Raw genomic sequence first — 17493 nt, forward strand, 5'->3', positions numbered from 1 at the left:
ATGTGAGCTTGGTCGTTGTCGTTGTCGTTGTCGTTGTCGTTGCCGCTGTCCTGATTCTTTTGCGCTTTCGTTCTGCGCTTCCCGCGCGCTTCTCGTTTGTATCCCGGTTTTTATCAGGCACTTCGCGTTTTGCCCGCTGCGTTCACATGTTATGTGACTAACAGGTGCAGGCAGCCGTCGTTCATTCCTGTCAGTGATCCTGCTCATTGCACGCAAGATGCGTCACGGCAGCAACGGGCGTAGGCTTCGTACACGCATAGATTTCGACCGCAAAGCGCATAGCTTCGCATTGCCGGCCGGCCCAGCTTATCGCCTGAAAAACCGAGCCCGCAACGCAAGAAGTCACCGACGCGAGTACGACATGAAACGACGCAGCTTTCTCTCGATGAGCGCCGCCGCCAGCGCGACTCTATGGCTGCCTCGTGCGGTTCGCGCGCAGCCCGCCGCGTATAGCGCAAGTGAGCTGCCCGCGCTGCGTCCCGGATACGGCAACCTGCTGATCCTTGTCGAGTTGAAGGGCGGCAACGACGGCCTGAACACCGTCATCCCATTTGCCGATCCTGCGTACTACCGGCTTCGCAAGAAGATCGGCATCAAGCGCGAGCAGGTTATCCAACTGGATGGCCGCACGGCCTTGCATCCGTCACTGGAACCGTTAATGCCGCTCTGGCACAGCCGGCAACTGGCGATTATCCAGGGCGTCGGCTACGCGCAGCCCAATCTCTCGCATTTCCGCTCAGTGGAGATATGGGACACCGCTTCCCACGCCGATGAATACCTGCGCGACGGCTGGCTCACTCGCGCGTTCAGAAGCGCCCCGTTGCCAGCGGGGTTTGCTGCAGACGGCGTGGTCATCGGCAGTGTTGAAATGGGACCGCTCGCGAACGGCGCTCGTACGCGGCCTCTTCTGACTCCAATCCAAGGTCCTGGCACCGCAAAAGCCATGACATACGATGGCACGAGGCCGAAGCCAATGCCACGCGCGCCGCAGTTGACGACGGGTTTTCCTTGCAGCGCGTTCGGCGCGTCGATTGAAATTGCAATGCGCATGCTCCAAGCCGACGACATGCCGCGCGCGGCAGCGGGCAAACGCGGCGGCGTCGCGGCGATTCGCCTGACGCTAAACGGCTTCGACACGCATCGAAACCAGCCGTACAGACACCGCACGTTGTTGAAGCAGCTTGCCGAAGGCCTGACAGCGATGAGATCGGCGCTGATCGAACTGGGCCGTTGGAACGACACGCTTGTCATGACTTATAGCGAGTTCGGGCGGCATCCACGAGAAAACGACAGCAACGGTACCGATCACGGCACTTCGGCGCCGCATTTCATGATGGGCGGACGTGTGCTCGGGGGCTTGCACGGTGCACCGCCGGAGCTTGGACGGCTCGATGGTCATGGCAACTTGCCGGTCGCCGTCGACTTCCGCCGGCTCTACGCCACCGTGCTTGCGAAATGGTGGGGGCTCGATGCCGCGGCGATTCTGCGGCAGCAGTTTGCGCCGCTGCCTTTGCTGCGCGTTTGACGACTGACGCGCTCCGCGCCGAACCGGACGCAGGACGACGCGCCGCGTAAATGGCGCGCGGCGGCGCTCACTTTGCGCGCCAGGCGATCCACAGCTTGCGGATCGGCGTCAGCGCGATCCGTTGATGCAACACGTGGTAGCCGTCGCGCTCGATCTCATCGAGCAGCGCGGACGCGAGCGCGCCTTGCGCGAGCAACGTGCGCTGCGAACGGCGTTCGCTAGCGGGAACGGCGGCGAGCGCCGTTCGCACGGCATCGCGAGCGCGCTTCGTCTGAAAGCGCATGAGCTCGGTGAATGCGTCGCTATATTTTCGATTGATCAGGTCCGCGGCTGTCACATTGAAGCGCTGCATTTCGTCAATAGGGATGTAGATGCGGCCGTGACGCGCATCGTTGCCCGTTTCGACCACGAGCTGTGCGAGCAGCAGTGCTTCGCCTAACGGCGCGGACCAATCCGGCGGTTGTGAACCGTCGGCAGACGCCTTGGTCCTCGCGCTGCGCGCCACTAACGAGGCAAAGGTCCCGCCGACCGCCTGCACATAGCGCCGCAAATTCGGATAGTCGAGATAGCGCGCCTGGTCGAGATCCATCTCAAAGCCGCTTAATAGCGCCTGCAGCGCCGGGTATTCGGCCTTCACGTCGGGCAGCGAGGCCGCGAGCGCCTTCGAAACAGGGTGCGTGGGCGTGCCCGCAGCAAGCGCGGCCAGTTCGTTCTGCCACCATGCAAGCTTGGTGCGGCCAATGGCCGGATCGCTGACTTCCTTGACCGTTTCCTCGAACTCGCGGCGCAGTGCGAACAGGGCGGTCAAGCGCGGCTGACTGGCTGCGGGAGCTTGCCGAAGCGCGTAGTAAGTGCTCGATCCTGGCGGCGCCGCTTTTTGCTGGCAATATTCGTCGAAATTCACGGATTGGAATGTGGGGAAGGGCAGGCGAAGAGGGCACGGCAAGCGCGCACGAAGCCGAAAATTGTAGCATCGGCGGCGTAAGGACAGATGCGCGGCAGTTGCAGACAAGCGCGAATCAATGCGTTAGAATCTCGCGCTTACGCTTTTGGGCGTGCACCTTTGGGTGGCGCGCAAAGCATGCAGGACATCGGGCAAGACGCACAACGCTTGTCCGGCTGCGAGGGTGGCGAAATTGGTAGACGCACCAGGTTTAGGTCCTGACGCCCGCAAGGGTGTAGGGGTTCGAGTCCCCTCCCTCGCACCACTTTTCTGTAGCGCAAAACCCCGTCAAGTCGTTGGACTGGCGGGGTTTTTCGTTTTCAGGCCGCTTGTTTGTGCGCTCAGGCGACCGGCGTTTCCGGCGGCGCCTGGGTGCCCGGCAGGTCGGCTTGCGCGGCGCCTTCCAGAAAGCGTCGAGTCGATTCGAACGCCTGCAACATCTGATCGGGCCAAGGCGTTTGCAGCATGACCGCCTGATGGTTTTCAAATGCCGACGACAACAGCTTTGCCAGTTCCGGCGAGCGTAGATGACGCAGCAGCACACTGACTGCGATTGCCGTCGCCTGGCTCGCGCCGGCCGTCTGGAGTTCCGACGCGGTGAGCGCCGCGATCTGTTTGTTGAGATCCACTAAAACTTTCCTGATTAGATTGAACGATCGACTTGCACGCTGCGCGGGTCGTTGAGCGAATGCGTCTATAACCGGCGCGGCGTCAGATCCCGAATTTTGACACGATTGGTACATTGCGGCGAAGACCGCGTCGCTCGATAGGCGTTGCTGCCGACTTTGACTGCCGGGTGACTACGTCGATTTATCTGAGCTTTTGAATCCGATGATGGCCGCGGGAAGGCGCAAACGTCGGACGCAACGTGTACTCGCATTCGTCGCCTGTGCAATATCGTTGCGCCGGCTACTCGTACTGGGCGCGCAGTCGAATCCGCGTGTTTCGACTGCCCGGTGTTCGCGACATTGTTCCTATGGTTCAATGCCTTGCTGCTGCGTACATTGCGTCATCATTTCGACGCGGCGTACGATAATGCCGCGGTGTGCGCGTCGATTGCGTCGCAGCAGGTGTTTCTGGTCCGCTGCAGAGCGTTCGTCTTCGCGGGTTTGCGGCTCACGAGCCGTGACAGCATCCTGCAGTTGCGTGCGATTGTTTCTACGCCGCTAGTGCTCGTGCCGTTGCTTTGAACGTTTTGCGCAAATCTGACGCAGGACGGCGGGTCGTGGGCGAGTTCGCCGTTGCTCGATGCTCGCTCGAATCTTGTGCAGGCCCTCGCCTTCGCGCTGGCTGCGCTGTGGCTCGTACGGATTCGTCGTCCCGGCGTGCCGCCTTGCGACTATCGGTTGCTTTGCAAGTGTTGACCCGGGCAACCGGCTTGGCTGCTTGAACGCGACGCCGCTGCGCACGCTGCATCATTTGACGGTGGTGCTATACGAACTCGTCGACATGTCGCAGTCGATGCTCGTGCGGGCGTCTGTTTCGGTATTCTGGGCGCAATGCGAACTTGCGGCGATGACTTGGACCACCGGCGCACAAGCCGTGTCGTCTGTTTCATTGGCGGCGCATTGCTCGCCGCGACCGTCGTCAAACTGTTCCTGTTCGACCTGTCGCACGTGACCGGTGTCGGGCGGATCGTATCGTGTTCGTATCGTTTATCGGCGTCGGCGTGATGTTGCTGCTGATCGGCTACTTCTCGTCGTTGCCGCCCACGCGAGTGGTCGGGGAAACTGAACAATGAAGCATTTTCTGAAGGTGACGGCCTGGTGTGTCGCGATCGGATCCGCGTGGGCCGCGGCGCCCGCCTGCGCTGAAGATTTCGCGCGGCACTTTGCGCTGCAGCTCGAAGAGGGCGCCGCCTATTACAGCGTCACGCTGCCGGCCGCCGTCTATAGCGCCAGTCAGCGCAACGATCTCGGCGACGTGCGCGTATTCAACGGCGAGGGCGAGCCTGTGCCGTATTCGCTCGAGGGACCGCGCGAGCCGGCACGCACGCCGCCGACTTTGCGCCCGGCGCGATGGTTTCCGCTGCGCCCGGTGCCGGCGGGCCACACCGGTGCTCCGCTCGGTGTGACGATCGCGGCCGACGGTTCGCTGCACGCCACCGCAGCGCCGCCGGGTCGCGCTCAGCACGACACGGATCTGATCGACGCGGGGGAGGCCTCGCGCGAGGGCCGCGTGAGCGCGCTGGTGATTCGTCTTCGTAACGATAACTATCAGGGGCGGGTGTCGGTCGAATCGAGCGACGACTTGCGGAACTGGCAGCCCGCCGGCGACGCGCAATTGCTCAAGGTCAGCTACAACGGCAGCACGCTGAGCCAGGACCGCGTAGAGCTGAGCGGTGCGCGCGCGCGTTATCTGCGCTTGCGTTGGCTCGACGGCGCGCCGTATCTCGAATCGATGAATGTCGAAGTGCAGGCGACCGGCTCGGGTGGCGCGCAACTCGCGGACAAGCAGCGCGAATGGCGGGAGAACATCGTGGCGCAGGCGGGACCCAAGGCCGGCGAATATTTTTTCTCGACTGGCGGACCGTATCCCATCGACCGTTTGCGCCTTCATTTGCCGCAGCCGAATACGGTGGCGCCTGCCGTCGTCTATTCACGCAGCGCACTCGGCGCGGCGTGGCACGAGGTGTCGAGTGCGACGCTCTTCCGTTTGCATAACGGCGATGTCGAACAGAACAGTCCTTCGCTGCAACTCGCGCCCGACACCGACCGTCACTGGCGTGTGGTCGTGGATACGCGCAACGGCGGGCTTGGAAACGGAGCGTTGAGCATCGCAGCGGGTTGGCGTCCCGCGACGCTGACTTTTGCCGCGCATGGCGCGGCGCCTTTTACGCTCGGTGTGGGCAATGCCGCGGCCGTATCGACGGCCGTTGGGCGCGACGAGCTGCTGAATGGAGCTTCGTCGGCGGTGGCCACGGCGCGCGTCGGCGAACTTCTGGTGCTCGAGCAGAATGCGAATGCGCCGTCGTCGGCGAGTGCCGATGCACACCGCCGCTACATGCTGTGGGCCGCTCTGGTCCTTGCCGTCGGAGCACTTGCGGCCATAGCCTGGCGCCTTGCTCGTAGCGTATCGTCCAGGATGCCGGCGGGTGATGCCGCGGCGGCCGTGCCGGGAGCTGCGGCGAGTGGTTTCGCGAGTACACCTCCTGCTTCGACGGACACTGCACAAGCGGCCAGCGCTCCTGCTCAGAACGCGGCCAATTCAATGACCGGCGGTGTGACGGGCACGACGCAAGGCGAGCATCAACGTGATGGCGGCGCCTGAATCGCACGCTTCCCAATAGTCTGCGACGCGCGGGTCACGGCTGGGTTGGAAGGGCGGGACGTTCACGCACTCATGGTGTGGTTGGCAAACACGAACGTGTCGAAGACATGGTTCGTTACCCCCAGTAGTGCGTGCAACTCATTGGTCAGTTCGAAGCGCGGAGCGTACGCAACTCATGCGTCGCTTTGAATAGCGCAGTGTGTGCAAACAACTCACGGCTCATTCCATGCGCGCGGCGTAACGGGGTTTAAAGCCGCCGCGTGCGATACGTCTGCGCGGCGCAGATCGCGCAGTGCTGGCAACCGCTTTTTATTCGCGGCTCACGTGTCAGGCGCAGTCATCGTTTCGATGACTTTATCGAGCGCTTCGCCAAGAGCGAGCTTCTGTTTCTCGTCAAGGCAGTTGAACAGATCGCCGTTCCACTTACGCGCAATCGGCATGACCCTGCGATACAACGCGCGGCCCTCGGGCGTGAGCGACACGAGCACGACGCGGCCGTCTTCCACACTTGCTTCGCGTTTGACGATCCCCTGTCTGATCAAAGCCTCGGCGGCGCGACTTGCCTGACTCTTGTCCAGATTGGCATGCCTCGCGAGTTCCATGATCGAGAACGGTCCAAACGATCCCACCGACGCGATCACGCGAGCCTCCGGCAGCGTCACGCCGAGCTTGTCCTGGTAACGCTCGCTGATACCACGCTCCGCGAGCTTGTTGAGTACATGCAGACGATATGTGAGGAGCTGTTCCAAGCCGGCTTTGGCGGAGTCCTTCATGGTCTTCCCGTGATGAGTGACGCGGTTGTGGCGCTGTGATTGTTGCCGCAACCATGCCGCCGGGTCAACGCGCGCCGTACTTCAAACGCGTCAGTTGTTCGGCCTCATCCGCCAGGAGACGTGCAGCGTCGCGAATCGCGAATTCAAGCGTGATTGGTCCAGGGGCCGGCGAGAAGCAACCGCTGAAATATTCGGCTAGACGCGGCAGTGCTGCGGAGTCCACGGCGCCTGATAGCAGCGTGGCCGGCACACCTGCAGACTGCGCATGACGGCATGCGATGAAGGGCGCCTTGCCGTGCAGCGTTTGCACGTCGGAGCGTCCTTCGCCGGTGATCAACCAGTTCGCACCTTGCAGTGCCGCGTCGAGGCCGATCTGCCGCGCGACGGTTTCCGCGCCTGGCTCGAACTGCGCGCCGAGCATGTGCAACGCAAAGCCGAGTCCACCTGCGGCGCCCGCGCCGGGAAGGTCGCGAGCCGTGCGCCCGAGCGCTGCTTCCAGCAGATCGGCGAAGCGGGCGAGGGCCGCGTCGATCGTGGCGACCTGCTCCGGGGCGACGCCTTTTTGCGGGCCGAAGACTGCAGTCGCCCCGTGCTCACCGGTCAATGGATTGTCCACATCGGACATGCCGATGAACTGTGTCTGCTCAAGCCGCGCGTCGAGTTGTGAAACGTCGACCCGTGCAACGCGAGCCAGTTGCTCAGGCGTCGGCTCCAGCTGCCGATCTTGAGCGTCGAATAGTTTCAGGCCGAGGCCTGCCAGCAGACCCGCGCCGCCGTCATTGGTGCTGCTGCCGCCAAGTGCGACGAAAAACCGCCGCACTCCTGCGTCGAGCAGCGCGCTGATTGCTTCGCCCATCCCACGCGTATTGCGCGCCTGAACCGGTACGCCCATACCAACCGAGTCCGTGATGCCGACGATCTCCGCCGTTTCCACGATTGCGCTGCCGTCGGCGAGGACGCCTGTCAGTGCTTCGCGCACCGGGCCTGCCGCGCCGCGCACGGTCAGCTTGCGGCGCTCGCCGCCGCTTGTCAGCATTGCGTCGAGCGTGCCTTCGCCGCCGTCCGCCATCGGACAGATGCGTACCTCGGCGTCCGGGCGCGCGCGCTGCACGCCCGACGCGATCGCCTGCGCGACCTGTTCGGCACCAAGCGAGCCTTTGAACGAATCCGGGGCAATGACGACGACAGGCGAGGACGGCGAATTGGGCATGGTGTCTCTGAATGGTTGGAGTAGTACGGTAGTACCGGGCGGGAAAGCCGCTGGCGACGCGGGCTCTTCAGCGCATGCAGCGCAGCCCCGAAGCGCGTTCGCTAGCTTAGCAGCATGGTCGCTTCGACTGAATATGCCGAACGGCATAGCCGGCATTGTCATGCGTCGTGAGGTGTGGTGCACCAGTGCGGGCTCGTCGGGCGGACAGCTTCTTGAGAGAAGCGCAAAACCGCTAAAAAAAGCGCCCGAAACGGCTCTGGATGCCGATAAAAATAGCCGCAACCGTCGAATCCCGGTTAGCCGCGCAAATAGTTTGCTAAAATATTCGGCTCTTTGGACTCAACCGTGCTGCCGGTGGCCTGCAAGCCCGCGGCGCAGGCGCGCAAATGCGGCACGGAGAAGATAACTGAATTCGCTCGAATAATTTTAGGACGATTGAAGCCATGGCTAACGTTGTTGAAAACCTCGGCAAGCTCGAACGCCGCGTAACGATTTCCCTGCCGAAGGATGCCGTGCAGAAGGAAGTGGATTCGCGTATCCGTCAACTCGCGAAGAACGTGCGCATGCCGGGTTTCCGCCCGGGCAAAGTGCCGCTCAAGATGGTGACGCAACAGTATTCGGGCCAGGTGGAAGCTGAAGTGCTGAGCGACAAGGTCGGCAAGGAATTCTTCGACATCAGCCGCGCCGAAAACCTGCGCGTCGCAGGGCAGCCGAGCTTCGCGCCGAAGGCCGACGCTACCGAAGGCGATTACGCCTTCGACGCGACCTTCGAGGTCTATCCGGAAGTGAAGCTGGGCGACGTCGCCACGGCTGAAATCGAGCGCACCACGACGACCATCAGCGAAGCGGAAATCGACCGCACGCTCGAAATCCTGCGCAAGCAGCGCGTGCATTTCCACGCTCGCGGCGAAGCCGGCGAGCATGGCGACGGCGGCGGTGACACGGCGGCCAAGGAAGGCGATCGCGTGTCGGTCGACTTCGTCGGCAAAATCGACGGTGAAGTATTCCAGGGCGGCAGCGCCGAAGACTTCGCATTCGTGCTGGGCGAAGGCCGCATGTTGCCTGAATTCGAAAAGGCAGCTACGGGCCTGAAGGTCGGCGAAACGAAGGAATTCGATCTGGCGTTCCCGGCCGATTATCACGGCAAGGACGTAGCCGGCAAGACCGCGCAATTCACGATCACCATGAAGAAGATCGAGTGGCCGCACCTGCCGGAAATCGACGCGGAATTCGCGAAGTCGCTCGGCATTGAAGACGGCGACCTGACCAAGATGCGCGCCGAGATCAAAGACAATCTGGAGCGTGAAGCGAAGCGCCGCACGCAAGCCATCGTCAAGAATCAGGTCATGGACGCGCTGCTGAAGATTTCGGAACTCGACGTGCCGAACGCACTGATCGAGCAGGACCAGGAGCGTCTCGTCGCAATGGCGCGTCAGGATCTGGAGCAGCGCGGCGTGCCGAACGCTAAAGATGCGCCGATTCCTGCCGCTATGTTTAAGGAACAGGCCGAGCGCCGCGTCAAGCTGGGTCTCGTGCTGGCAGAGCTGGTGAAGGCTAACGACCTGCAGGCAAAGCCGGAGCAGATCCGCGCAGAAGTCGACGAATTCGCGAAAAGCTACGAAGACCCGAAGGAAGTCGTCCGCTGGTATTATTCGAACCAGCAACGTCTTGCTGAAATGGAAGCGTACGTCGTTGAAGCGAACGTCGTCGAATTCGTGCTGAGCAAGGCCAAGGTGACGGACAAGGAAGTGAGCTTCGAAGAACTGGCAAGCGCAACGGCGCAAGCGTAAGCGTCGCTGCAACGGCGTGCCGGCTGTCGGAGCGACGGCCCGCACGCCGTTTTTTTGTGCTGTTTTTGTGCGGTTTGTGTGCACTTGAATACGAGCTGGTCGACCACACCTGTCTAGCATCAAATATTTAGAATATTTCCAGACAAGGATCCATTGCATGACCTTTCGCGCCCAAATGCTGGACACGTTGACCTCCCAGTCGTCCCGGGATCTCGAAGCGCAGGCGCTCGGACTGGTGCCGATCGTCGTGGAAACGAGCGGCCGGGGCGAGCGCTCGTATGACATCTACTCGCGTCTGCTGAAGGAACGCATTGTGTTCCTGGTGGGCGAGGTGAACGACCAGACGGCCAACCTTGTGGTCGCGCAAATGCTGTTTCTGGAAAGCGAGAATCCCGACAAGGACATCTATTTCTATATCAACAGCCCGGGCGGCTCGGTGTCGGCCGGCATGGCGATTTACGATACGATGCAGTTCATCAAGCCGGACGTTTCCACGCTGTGCATGGGACTGGCGGCGAGCATGGGCGCGTTCCTGCTTGCAGCAGGCGCAAAGGGCAAGCGCTTCGCGCTGCCGAATTCGCGCGTAATGATTCACCAGCCGCTGGGCGGCGCCCGCGGTCAGGCGTCGGACATCGAAATTCAGGCGCGCGAAATTCTGTACCTGAAGGAGCGACTCAATCATCTGCTGGCGCACCACACCGGCCAACCCGTCGAGCGCATTGCACGCGACACCGACCGTGACAATTTCATGTCCGGCGACGACGCGCAAGCCTACGGTCTGGTCGATCAGGTAGCCCACAAACGTCCTTGACCGGGTGGGATTTGCGCTAAATCGGGGCAAATCCCGCGTCTGATCGGTTGTGAAATAATTAAGACTCGTCCGAGCGCCTGCGGCAAACGCCGTCACATTGCTCAACCCAGCCGCGCCCAACTGCGAGGCTGGGGCAAACGGCGTATTATGTAATCGAGTGTCCGGAGGCTCACACATCTATGGCGGACAAGAAAGGTTCTAACAGCGAAAAGCTGTTGTATTGCTCGTTTTGCGGCAAGAGCCAGCATGAGGTTAAAAAACTGATTGCCGGCCCGTCGGTGTTCATCTGTGATGAATGTATCGACCTGTGCAACGAAATCATTCGCGATGAAGCAGCAGGCGCGGGTATCGAGGCGGGCTTGTCCAAGTCCGATCTGCCGAGTCCGCAGGAAATCCGTGAAATCCTTGACCAGTATGTGATTGGTCAGGAACGCGCGAAGAAAATTCTCGCGGTTGCTGTGTACAACCACTACAAGCGCCTGAAGCATCTCGACAAGAAGGACGAGATCGAGCTGTCCAAGAGCAACATCCTGCTGATCGGCCCGACCGGTTCGGGCAAGACCTTGCTCGCGCAAACGCTCGCGCGGCTTCTGAACGTTCCCTTTGTCATTGCAGACGCAACTACGCTGACTGAGGCGGGTTACGTGGGCGAAGATGTCGAGAACATCATTCAGAAACTGCTGCAGAACTGCAACTACGAAGTCGACAAGGCCCAGCGCGGCATTGTCTATATCGACGAAATCGACAAGATCAGCCGGAAGTCGGACAACCCGTCCATCACCCGCGACGTGTCGGGCGAGGGCGTGCAACAGGCGCTGCTCAAGCTGGTTGAAGGCACGATGGCGTCGGTGCCCCCGCAAGGAGGCCGCAAGCATCCGAATCAGGACTTCATTCAGGTCGACACCACGAACATCCTGTTCATCTGCGGTGGCGCGTTCGACGGCCTTGAAAAAGTCATCGTCGATCGTACTGAAAAGACCGGCATCGGCTTTGGCGCAAGCGTGAAGAGCAAGCAGGACCGCGACGCCGGCGAAGTGCTGCGTGAAGTGGAACCGGAAGATCTGATCAAGTTCGGTCTGATCCCGGAACTGATCGGCCGTCTGCCGGTGGTGGCCACGCTCGGCAAGCTCGACGAAGCCGCGCTGATGAAAATTCTCGTTGAACCGAAGAACGCGCTCGTGAAGCAGTACCACAAGTTGTTCAACATGGAACGCGTCGAGCTCGAAATTCGCCCGGCTGCGCTGCAGGCCGTGGCGCGTAAGGCGATTCGTCGCAAGACGGGTGCGCGCGGGCTGCGCTCCATCCTGGAACAGGCGTTGCTTGACGTGATGTACGACCTGCCGCAAATGAAAGGCGTGAGCAAGGTCATCATCGACGACAATGTGATTGACGGCGACGGCAAACCCTTACTGATCTACGAAGACGCGCCTAAAGTCGCGGGTTCGAACTGATCGGCTTCGGGTACTGCAAAAAGCCGTTCATGGCGACGTGAACGGCTTTTTCGTTTATCGTGTGGTCAGAATGGTTGTTTTCACAATGGAGTCACTGAACCTTCGGAGTCACTGAACTTTTCCCACACGCGGAGGCCTTGCAATAGTTTCTGCTGGCCTCACCTATCGAACGAACTGATTCCACTCATGGGGAAATGAAATGTCAGGAACCCAACTCCTCCCGCAGGAACGCATTACGCTCCCGCTGCTCCCGCTGCGCGACGTAGTCGTTTTCCCGCACATGGTGATTCCGCTCTTCGTAGGCCGCCCGAAGTCGATCAAGGCTCTCGAAGCAGCGATGGAAGGCGGCAAGCACATCATGCTCGTCGCCCAGAAAACGGCTGCTAAAGATGAGCCGACCGAAAAGGACATGTACGAAGTAGGGTGTATCGCCAACATCCTCCAAATGCTGAAGCTGCCGGATGGCACCGTCAAGGTGCTCGTCGAGGGCTTGCAGCGCGCGAAAACGCTTTCCATCGAAGAACAGGAAACGCAGTTCTCGTGCGAAGTCATGCCGCTCGAACCCGACCACGCCGACAGCGCTGAAACCGAAGCGCTGCGCCGCGCGATCGTGTCGCAGTTCGATCAGTATGTGAAGCTGAACAAGAAGATCCCGCCTGAGATCCTGACGTCGCTGTCGGGTATCGACGAAGCAGGTCGTCTGGCCGACACGATCGCGGCGCATCTGCCGCTCAAGCTCGACCAGAAGCAGCACATCCTCGAAATGTTCCCGGTTATCGAGCGACTCGAGCATCTGCTCGCGCAACTCGAAGCCGAGATCGACATCCTGCAGGTTGAAAAGCGCATCCGTGGGCGTGTGAAACGCCAGATGGAGAAGAGCCAGCGCGAGTACTACCTGAACGAGCAGGTCAAGGCGATCCAGAAGGAACTCGGCGAAGGCGAAGAAGGTGCGGACCTCGAAGAACTCGAGAAGCGCATCACGGCTGCCCGCATGCCGAAGGAAGCCAAGAAGAAGGCCGACGCCGAGCTGAAGAAGCTCAAGCTGATGTCGCCGATGTCGGCCGAAGCGACGGTCGTGCGCAACTATATCGATACGCTGATCGGCTTGCCGTGGCGCAAGAAGAGCAAGGTCAACAACGACCTCTCGAATGCGGAACGCGTGCTCGACGAAGACCACTTCGGTCTCGAGAAAGTGAAGGAACGCATTCTCGAGTATCTCGCGGTCCAGCAACGTGTCGACAAGGTGAAAGCGCCGATTCTGTGCCTCGTCGGGCCTCCGGGTGTCGGTAAGACGTCGCTGGGCCAGTCGATCGCTCGCGCTACGAACCGCAAGTTCGTGCGTATGGCGCTCGGTGGCGTACGTGACGAAGCCGAGATTCGCGGTCACCGTCGTACGTATATCGGTTCCATGCCGGGCAAGATTCTGCAAAGCCTGACCAAGGTCGGCGTGCGCAATCCGCTCTTCCTGCTCGACGAAGTCGACAAGATGGGTCAGGATTTCCGCGGTGATCCGTCGTCGGCGTTGCTCGAAGTGCTCGATCCGGAACAGAACCATACGTTCGCCGATCACTACGTCGAAGTGGACTTCGATCTGTCGGACGTGATGTTCGTGGCGACGTCGAACTCGCTGAACATTCCGCCGCCGCTGCTCGACCGGATGGAAGTGATCCGTCTGTCGGGTTACACCGAAGACGAAAAGGTCAGCATTGCGCAACGTTATCTTTTGCCGAAGCAGAAGAAGAACAACGGCCTCAAGGATGGCGAGGTCGATGTGACGGAAACCGCGATCCGCGACATCATTCGTTACTACACGCGTGAAGCGGGCGTGCGTTCGCTCGAGCGTGAAGTGTCGAAGATCTGCCGCAAGGTCGTGAAGATGCTTCTGCTGAAGAAGGCGGAAGGCGCGGTGAAGGTCGACGGCAGCAACCTCGATACGTTCCTCGGCGTGCGCAAGTACGACTTCGGTCTGGCCGCGAAGGAAAATCAGGTTGGCCAGGTCACGGGTCTCGCGTGGACGGAAGTGGGCGGCGATCTGCTGACCATCGAAGCCGCCGTGATGCCGGGTAAGGGTAATGTGATCCGCACAGGTTCGCTGGGCGACGTGATGAAGGAATCCGTCGAAGCAGCGCGCTCGGTGGTCCGCTCGCGGTCGCGTCGTCTTGGCGTCAAGGACGAAGCTTTCGAGAAGCAGGACATTCACATCCACGTACCTGAAGGCGCAACGCCGAAAGACGGTCCTTCGGCTGGTATCGCGATGACGACTGCGCTGGTGTCGGTGCTGACCGGTATTCCGGTGCGAGCTGACGTCGCGATGACAGGCGAAATCACGTTGCGTGGCGAAGTGCTGCCGATCGGCGGTCTGAAAGAGAAGCTGCTGGCGGCGCATCGCGGCGGCATCAAGCTGGTGCTGATCCCGGAAGAAAACGTCAAGGACTTGACGGAGATTCCGGACAACGTGAAGAACGCGATCGAAATCGTGCCGGTCCGCTGGATCGACAAGGTGCTCGAACTTGCGCTCGAACGTGTGCCGTCGCCGTTGCCGGAAGAAGAGCCGAAGCCGGCCTCGCCCGTCGCGGCTGAGCCGGGCAAAGACTCCGGCGCTACGGATGTCGTGAAGCACTAAGCTTTCAGCAAGATACTTGCTGTGCAAGAAAGAACCCGCGGCCCGAACGGCCGCGGGTTTTTTTATTGCCGCACGCTTCGGAAGACACCTGCAACAACGCGCCTCGTGACCGCGGAAAAATCTATGTGAATTGCGGACACAATACTCGTTGCGCGCGCATCTAATGCATCCGTTATCGGCATTTGCGTCGCGTGACAAAGAGATCATCGGAATACGCCAAAATCAGGCTCAATCCCGGTTGACACGTGGGTTTCGGCCAATTCTAATGACTCGGCCCGGCATTACCGCCGGCTAGACGATGTCAGGCGCTGCAGAGCGCCGTTTCGGTTCTAAAAACATTCTCGGGGGTAGGGATGAACAAGACGGAATTGATCGATCACATTGCGCAGCAAGCGGAGATTTCGAAGGCTGCGGCCGGACGCGCGCTCGACGCCGTGATCGGCGGTGTGAAAGGCACGTTGAAGAAAGGCGGTTCGGTGACGCTGGTTGGTTTCGGCACGTTTGCCGTCGGCAAGCGCACGGCGCGCACAGGGCGCAATCCGCGCACCGGCGATGCGATCAAAATCAAAGCTGCCAAGGTGCCGAAATTTAGGCCTGGCAAAGCGCTAAAGGATGCGCTAAACTAATGGGCTTGCTGCTTGAGGAATTGCAGGTTCGTCAGAAAGAAGGGCGGCGAATCTGAATAACGGTTGCTCGGTTCGATGGTTGTTCAATCGGGCGCGAGGCGGACCATTCAGGCAGTAATAGCGGAAGCACAAGAATCATGAAGCCGGGTGCTTAGCTCAGTTGGTAGAGCGGCGCCCTTACAAGGCGTAGGTCGGGAGTTCGAGCCTCTCAGCACCCACCAGTTTCTGATTCTCTTAAAGTGTTTCTGAGTAGTGACGCAGTGAAAGCGCAGTATAAGGAGTGGTAGTTCAGTCGGTTAGAATACCGGCCTGTCACGCCGGGGGGCGCGGGTTCGAGTCCCGTCCACTCCGCCAGTATCCTCGAAAGGCGAACTCCGGTTCGCCTTTTTTATTGCCCGCTGTTGTAAGATCGGGCGTTCTGTTTTTGGCACTCACGCATGCTCGATTTTTTCCGCAATCACAAACGCCTGATGATGTTTATGCTCATCCTCGTCATTGTGCCGGGGCTGGGTTTTGTGGGTATTCAGGGCTTTCGCGGCTTCTTTGACGAAAGTGCAAACGTCGCAAGCGTCAACGGTCACAAGATCACGCGCGCAGAATACGATAATGCGATGCGTCAACAGCTTGACCGCGCCCGTCAGATGCTCGGTGCGCAATTCGACATGAAGGCGTTCGATACGCCGCAACGCCGCAGCGAGATGCTCGACGGCCTGATTGAACAACGCGTGCTCGCCGATGAAACGCAGCGCCTGCACCTGACCGCATCCGACGACGCCGTGCGCCGCACGCTGCTCAACGATCCGGTGATCTCGTCGCTGAAGAACCCAGACGGCTCGATCGACGTCGACCGGTACAAGCAACTGCTTGCCATGCAGGGCATGACGCCCGACCAGTACGACGAGCGCGTACGTTACAGCATCGCTACTCAACAATTGCCCGCCAGCATTCAGGGCAGCGCGTTCACGTCTAAAACGCTTGCTCAGCATCTGACCGAACTCGCCGAGCAGCAGCGTGAAGTGCAGGGCATTGCCTTCCACCCGCGCGACTATGCGGCGAAGGTGCAGCCCACCGACGCGCAGTTGCAGGCGTACTACGACGCACACCGTAACGAATTCGCCACGCCGGCCACGGCGACCATTCAGTATCTGGTGATGTCGCCGGCCACGCTCGCCGCGTCGGTGCAGCCGAGCGACGCCGACCTGAAGAAGTATTACGACGACAACATCGCGCACTACCGCACCGAAGGTCAGGTACGCGCCAGCCACATTCTGATCACCGCGCCGAAAGACGCGAGCGCGGCCGACAAGGCCAAGGCGAAGCAGAAGGCTGAAGAGTTGCTCGCACAGATCAAGGCGCATCCTGAACAATTCGCTCAGATCGCGCAACAGAACTCGCAGGATCCCGGCTCGGCATCAAAGGGCGGCGATCTCGGTTACTTCGGGCGCGGCATGATCGCAGGCGGTCAGGCGTTCGACGACGCCGTCTTCGCTCTGAAGAAGGATGAAGTCAGCGGCATCGTGCAAACGGACTTCGGCTATCACATTGTCAAGGTCACCGACGTGAAGCCCGCCGTCACCAAGCCTTTTGACGAAGTGAAAGACCAGATCTCAAGAGACCTGAAAACGCAGCTGGCGAGCAAGGCATTCAGCGACGACTCCGAAGGTTTCACGTCGATCGTCTATGAGAAGGCAAAGAGCCTGCAACCTGCCGCCGACAAGTACAAGCTGCAGTTGCAGACGGCCACGGTCACTCCGCAGCCCGATCCGAAGCTGCCGCCCGACAGTCCGCTGAACAACGTGAAGTTCCTCGCCGCCGTTTTCGCGAACGACGCAGCCGTGGCACGCAACAACACGCAGGCAATCGACGTGGGCTCAAACACGCTGATCGCGGCACGCGTTACCGACTACAAGGCCGCGGCTGTGCCGGCGCTCGACGCAATCAAGGACCTGGTGCGTCAGAAGGTCATCGCGGCTCAGTCGAACGAAGCCGCGCACAAAGACGGCATCGCGAAGCTTGCGGAGTTCGAGAAGTCGAAGGCGACCACGGGTTTCTCGTCGCCGTTGAAAGTGTCGCGCAACGACGCGCAAGGCGTGCCTCCCGCTGCGCTCAGCGCAATCTACAAGGCCGATGCGCAAAAACTGCCGGCATACGTGGGCGTTGATCTCGGTGACGACGGTTATGCCATCTATCGTGTGAACTCCGTCGTCGCTGGCACGCCGGTGGAACCGCAGCGTCTGGCCGCGGCGCAGCAGCAGATCGCGCAGGTAGAGTCGCAGTCCGAAGTGGAGGCCTACGTTCAGGCGTTGCGTGCCCGGTCGAAAGTAAAACTGTACGGCTCGCTCGAGAGCAGCAACGCGCAGGCAAGCGACGAGTAAGCTTTCCAGCGAACGCCCGTTTGCGCGTCGGTGTTCGCGGCGCGCCTTACGTGCACCTCTCGACTCGCAACGAATCCATACAAGTCGCGCTCAACG

Annotated in this window: 13 protein-coding genes and 3 tRNA genes; 12 read left to right on the forward strand and 4 right to left on the reverse strand. The window is 60.7% G+C overall.

Annotation, left to right across the window (positions count from 1 at the left end; genetic code table 11):
- The first annotated feature begins 361 nt into the window (after positions 1 to 361).
- Entirely contained in the window at positions 362 to 1525 is a 1164-nt protein-coding gene (locus ACTJLB_RS24540) for a DUF1501 domain-containing protein (protein ID WP_440784753.1), read from the forward strand.
- 67 nt (positions 1526 to 1592) lie between these two features.
- On the opposite strand, the gene ACTJLB_RS24545 is transcribed toward ACTJLB_RS24540, so the two are convergent.
- Entirely contained in the window at positions 1593 to 2429 is an 837-nt protein-coding gene (locus tag ACTJLB_RS24545) for a squalene/phytoene synthase family protein (protein WP_440784755.1), read from the reverse strand.
- A 217-nt stretch (positions 2430 to 2646) separates the two neighbouring features.
- On the opposite strand from ACTJLB_RS24545, the gene ACTJLB_RS24550 reads away from it, so the two are divergent.
- Positions 2647 to 2733: transfer RNA gene (locus ACTJLB_RS24550), tRNA-Leu, on the forward strand.
- Positions 2734 to 2809: 76 nt separating this feature from the next.
- Here ACTJLB_RS24550 and ACTJLB_RS24555 read toward each other — a convergent pair.
- On the reverse strand, positions 2810 to 3097 hold the full coding sequence (locus ACTJLB_RS24555; protein WP_020065898.1) for a hypothetical protein: 288 nt from the start codon (positions 3095 to 3097) through the stop codon (positions 2810 to 2812).
- Between the two features lie 327 nt (positions 3098 to 3424).
- Between ACTJLB_RS24555 and ACTJLB_RS24560 the strand changes: the two genes are divergently transcribed.
- Together ACTJLB_RS24560 and ACTJLB_RS24565 are read left to right on the forward strand one after the other, a co-directional pair.
- A complete protein-coding gene (locus tag ACTJLB_RS24560) occupies positions 3425 to 3658 on the forward strand; it encodes a hypothetical protein (protein ID WP_440784756.1) in 234 nt (77 codons plus the stop codon).
- 547 nt (positions 3659 to 4205) lie between these two features.
- A complete protein-coding gene (locus ACTJLB_RS24565) occupies positions 4206 to 5738 on the forward strand; it encodes a DUF3999 domain-containing protein (RefSeq protein ID WP_440784758.1) in 1533 nt (510 codons plus the stop codon).
- A 320-nt stretch (positions 5739 to 6058) separates the two neighbouring features.
- On the opposite strand, the gene ACTJLB_RS24570 is transcribed toward ACTJLB_RS24565, so the two are convergent.
- A complete protein-coding gene (locus ACTJLB_RS24570) occupies positions 6059 to 6511 on the reverse strand; it encodes a MarR family winged helix-turn-helix transcriptional regulator (RefSeq protein WP_020065903.1) in 453 nt (150 codons plus the stop codon).
- Between the two features lie 64 nt (positions 6512 to 6575).
- A complete protein-coding gene (locus tag ACTJLB_RS24575) occupies positions 6576 to 7721 on the reverse strand; it encodes a glycerate kinase (protein ID WP_088174533.1) in 1146 nt (381 codons plus the stop codon).
- A gap of 443 nt (positions 7722 to 8164) precedes the next feature.
- Here ACTJLB_RS24575 and tig point away from each other — a divergent pair, with 443 nt between their 5' ends.
- The 8 genes from tig (at position 8165) to ACTJLB_RS24615 (ending at position 17397) form a co-directional block, all read left to right on the forward strand.
- Positions 8165 to 9511 (forward strand): trigger factor, encoded by a 1347-nt coding sequence (tig, locus tag ACTJLB_RS24580; RefSeq protein ID WP_020065905.1) that lies wholly within the window; start codon positions 8165 to 8167, stop codon positions 9509 to 9511.
- A 157-nt stretch (positions 9512 to 9668) separates the two neighbouring features.
- Positions 9669 to 10322: an ATP-dependent Clp endopeptidase proteolytic subunit ClpP gene (clpP, locus tag ACTJLB_RS24585; protein ID WP_006048927.1), complete on the forward strand. Its 654-nt coding sequence runs from the start codon at positions 9669 to 9671 to the stop codon at positions 10320 to 10322.
- Positions 10323 to 10501: 179 nt separating this feature from the next.
- Positions 10502 to 11773: an ATP-dependent Clp protease ATP-binding subunit ClpX gene (clpX, locus tag ACTJLB_RS24590; protein ID WP_006048928.1), complete on the forward strand. Its 1272-nt coding sequence runs from the start codon at positions 10502 to 10504 to the stop codon at positions 11771 to 11773.
- 199 nt (positions 11774 to 11972) lie between these two features.
- Positions 11973 to 14396, forward strand: coding sequence for an endopeptidase La (gene lon / locus ACTJLB_RS24595; RefSeq protein WP_020065907.1), 2424 nt, complete (start codon positions 11973 to 11975; stop codon positions 14394 to 14396).
- A gap of 353 nt (positions 14397 to 14749) precedes the next feature.
- The gene (locus ACTJLB_RS24600) at positions 14750 to 15022 is read left to right on the forward strand and encodes an HU family DNA-binding protein (RefSeq protein WP_006048930.1); all 273 of its coding nucleotides are present in this window, start codon (positions 14750 to 14752) and stop codon (positions 15020 to 15022) included.
- Positions 15023 to 15167: 145 nt separating this feature from the next.
- Positions 15168 to 15243 (forward strand) — tRNA-Val (locus ACTJLB_RS24605).
- Between the two features lie 56 nt (positions 15244 to 15299).
- Positions 15300 to 15376, forward strand: a tRNA-Asp gene (locus ACTJLB_RS24610).
- 83 nt (positions 15377 to 15459) lie between these two features.
- On the forward strand, positions 15460 to 17397 hold the full coding sequence (locus ACTJLB_RS24615; protein WP_440784761.1) for a SurA N-terminal domain-containing protein: 1938 nt from the start codon (positions 15460 to 15462) through the stop codon (positions 17395 to 17397).
- Positions 17398 to 17493: the final 96 nt, after the last annotated feature.

This window comes from Paraburkholderia sp. 22098, from assembly GCF_052045935.1.
GTDB classification, from domain to species: domain Bacteria; phylum Pseudomonadota; class Gammaproteobacteria; order Burkholderiales; family Burkholderiaceae; genus Paraburkholderia; species Paraburkholderia caledonica.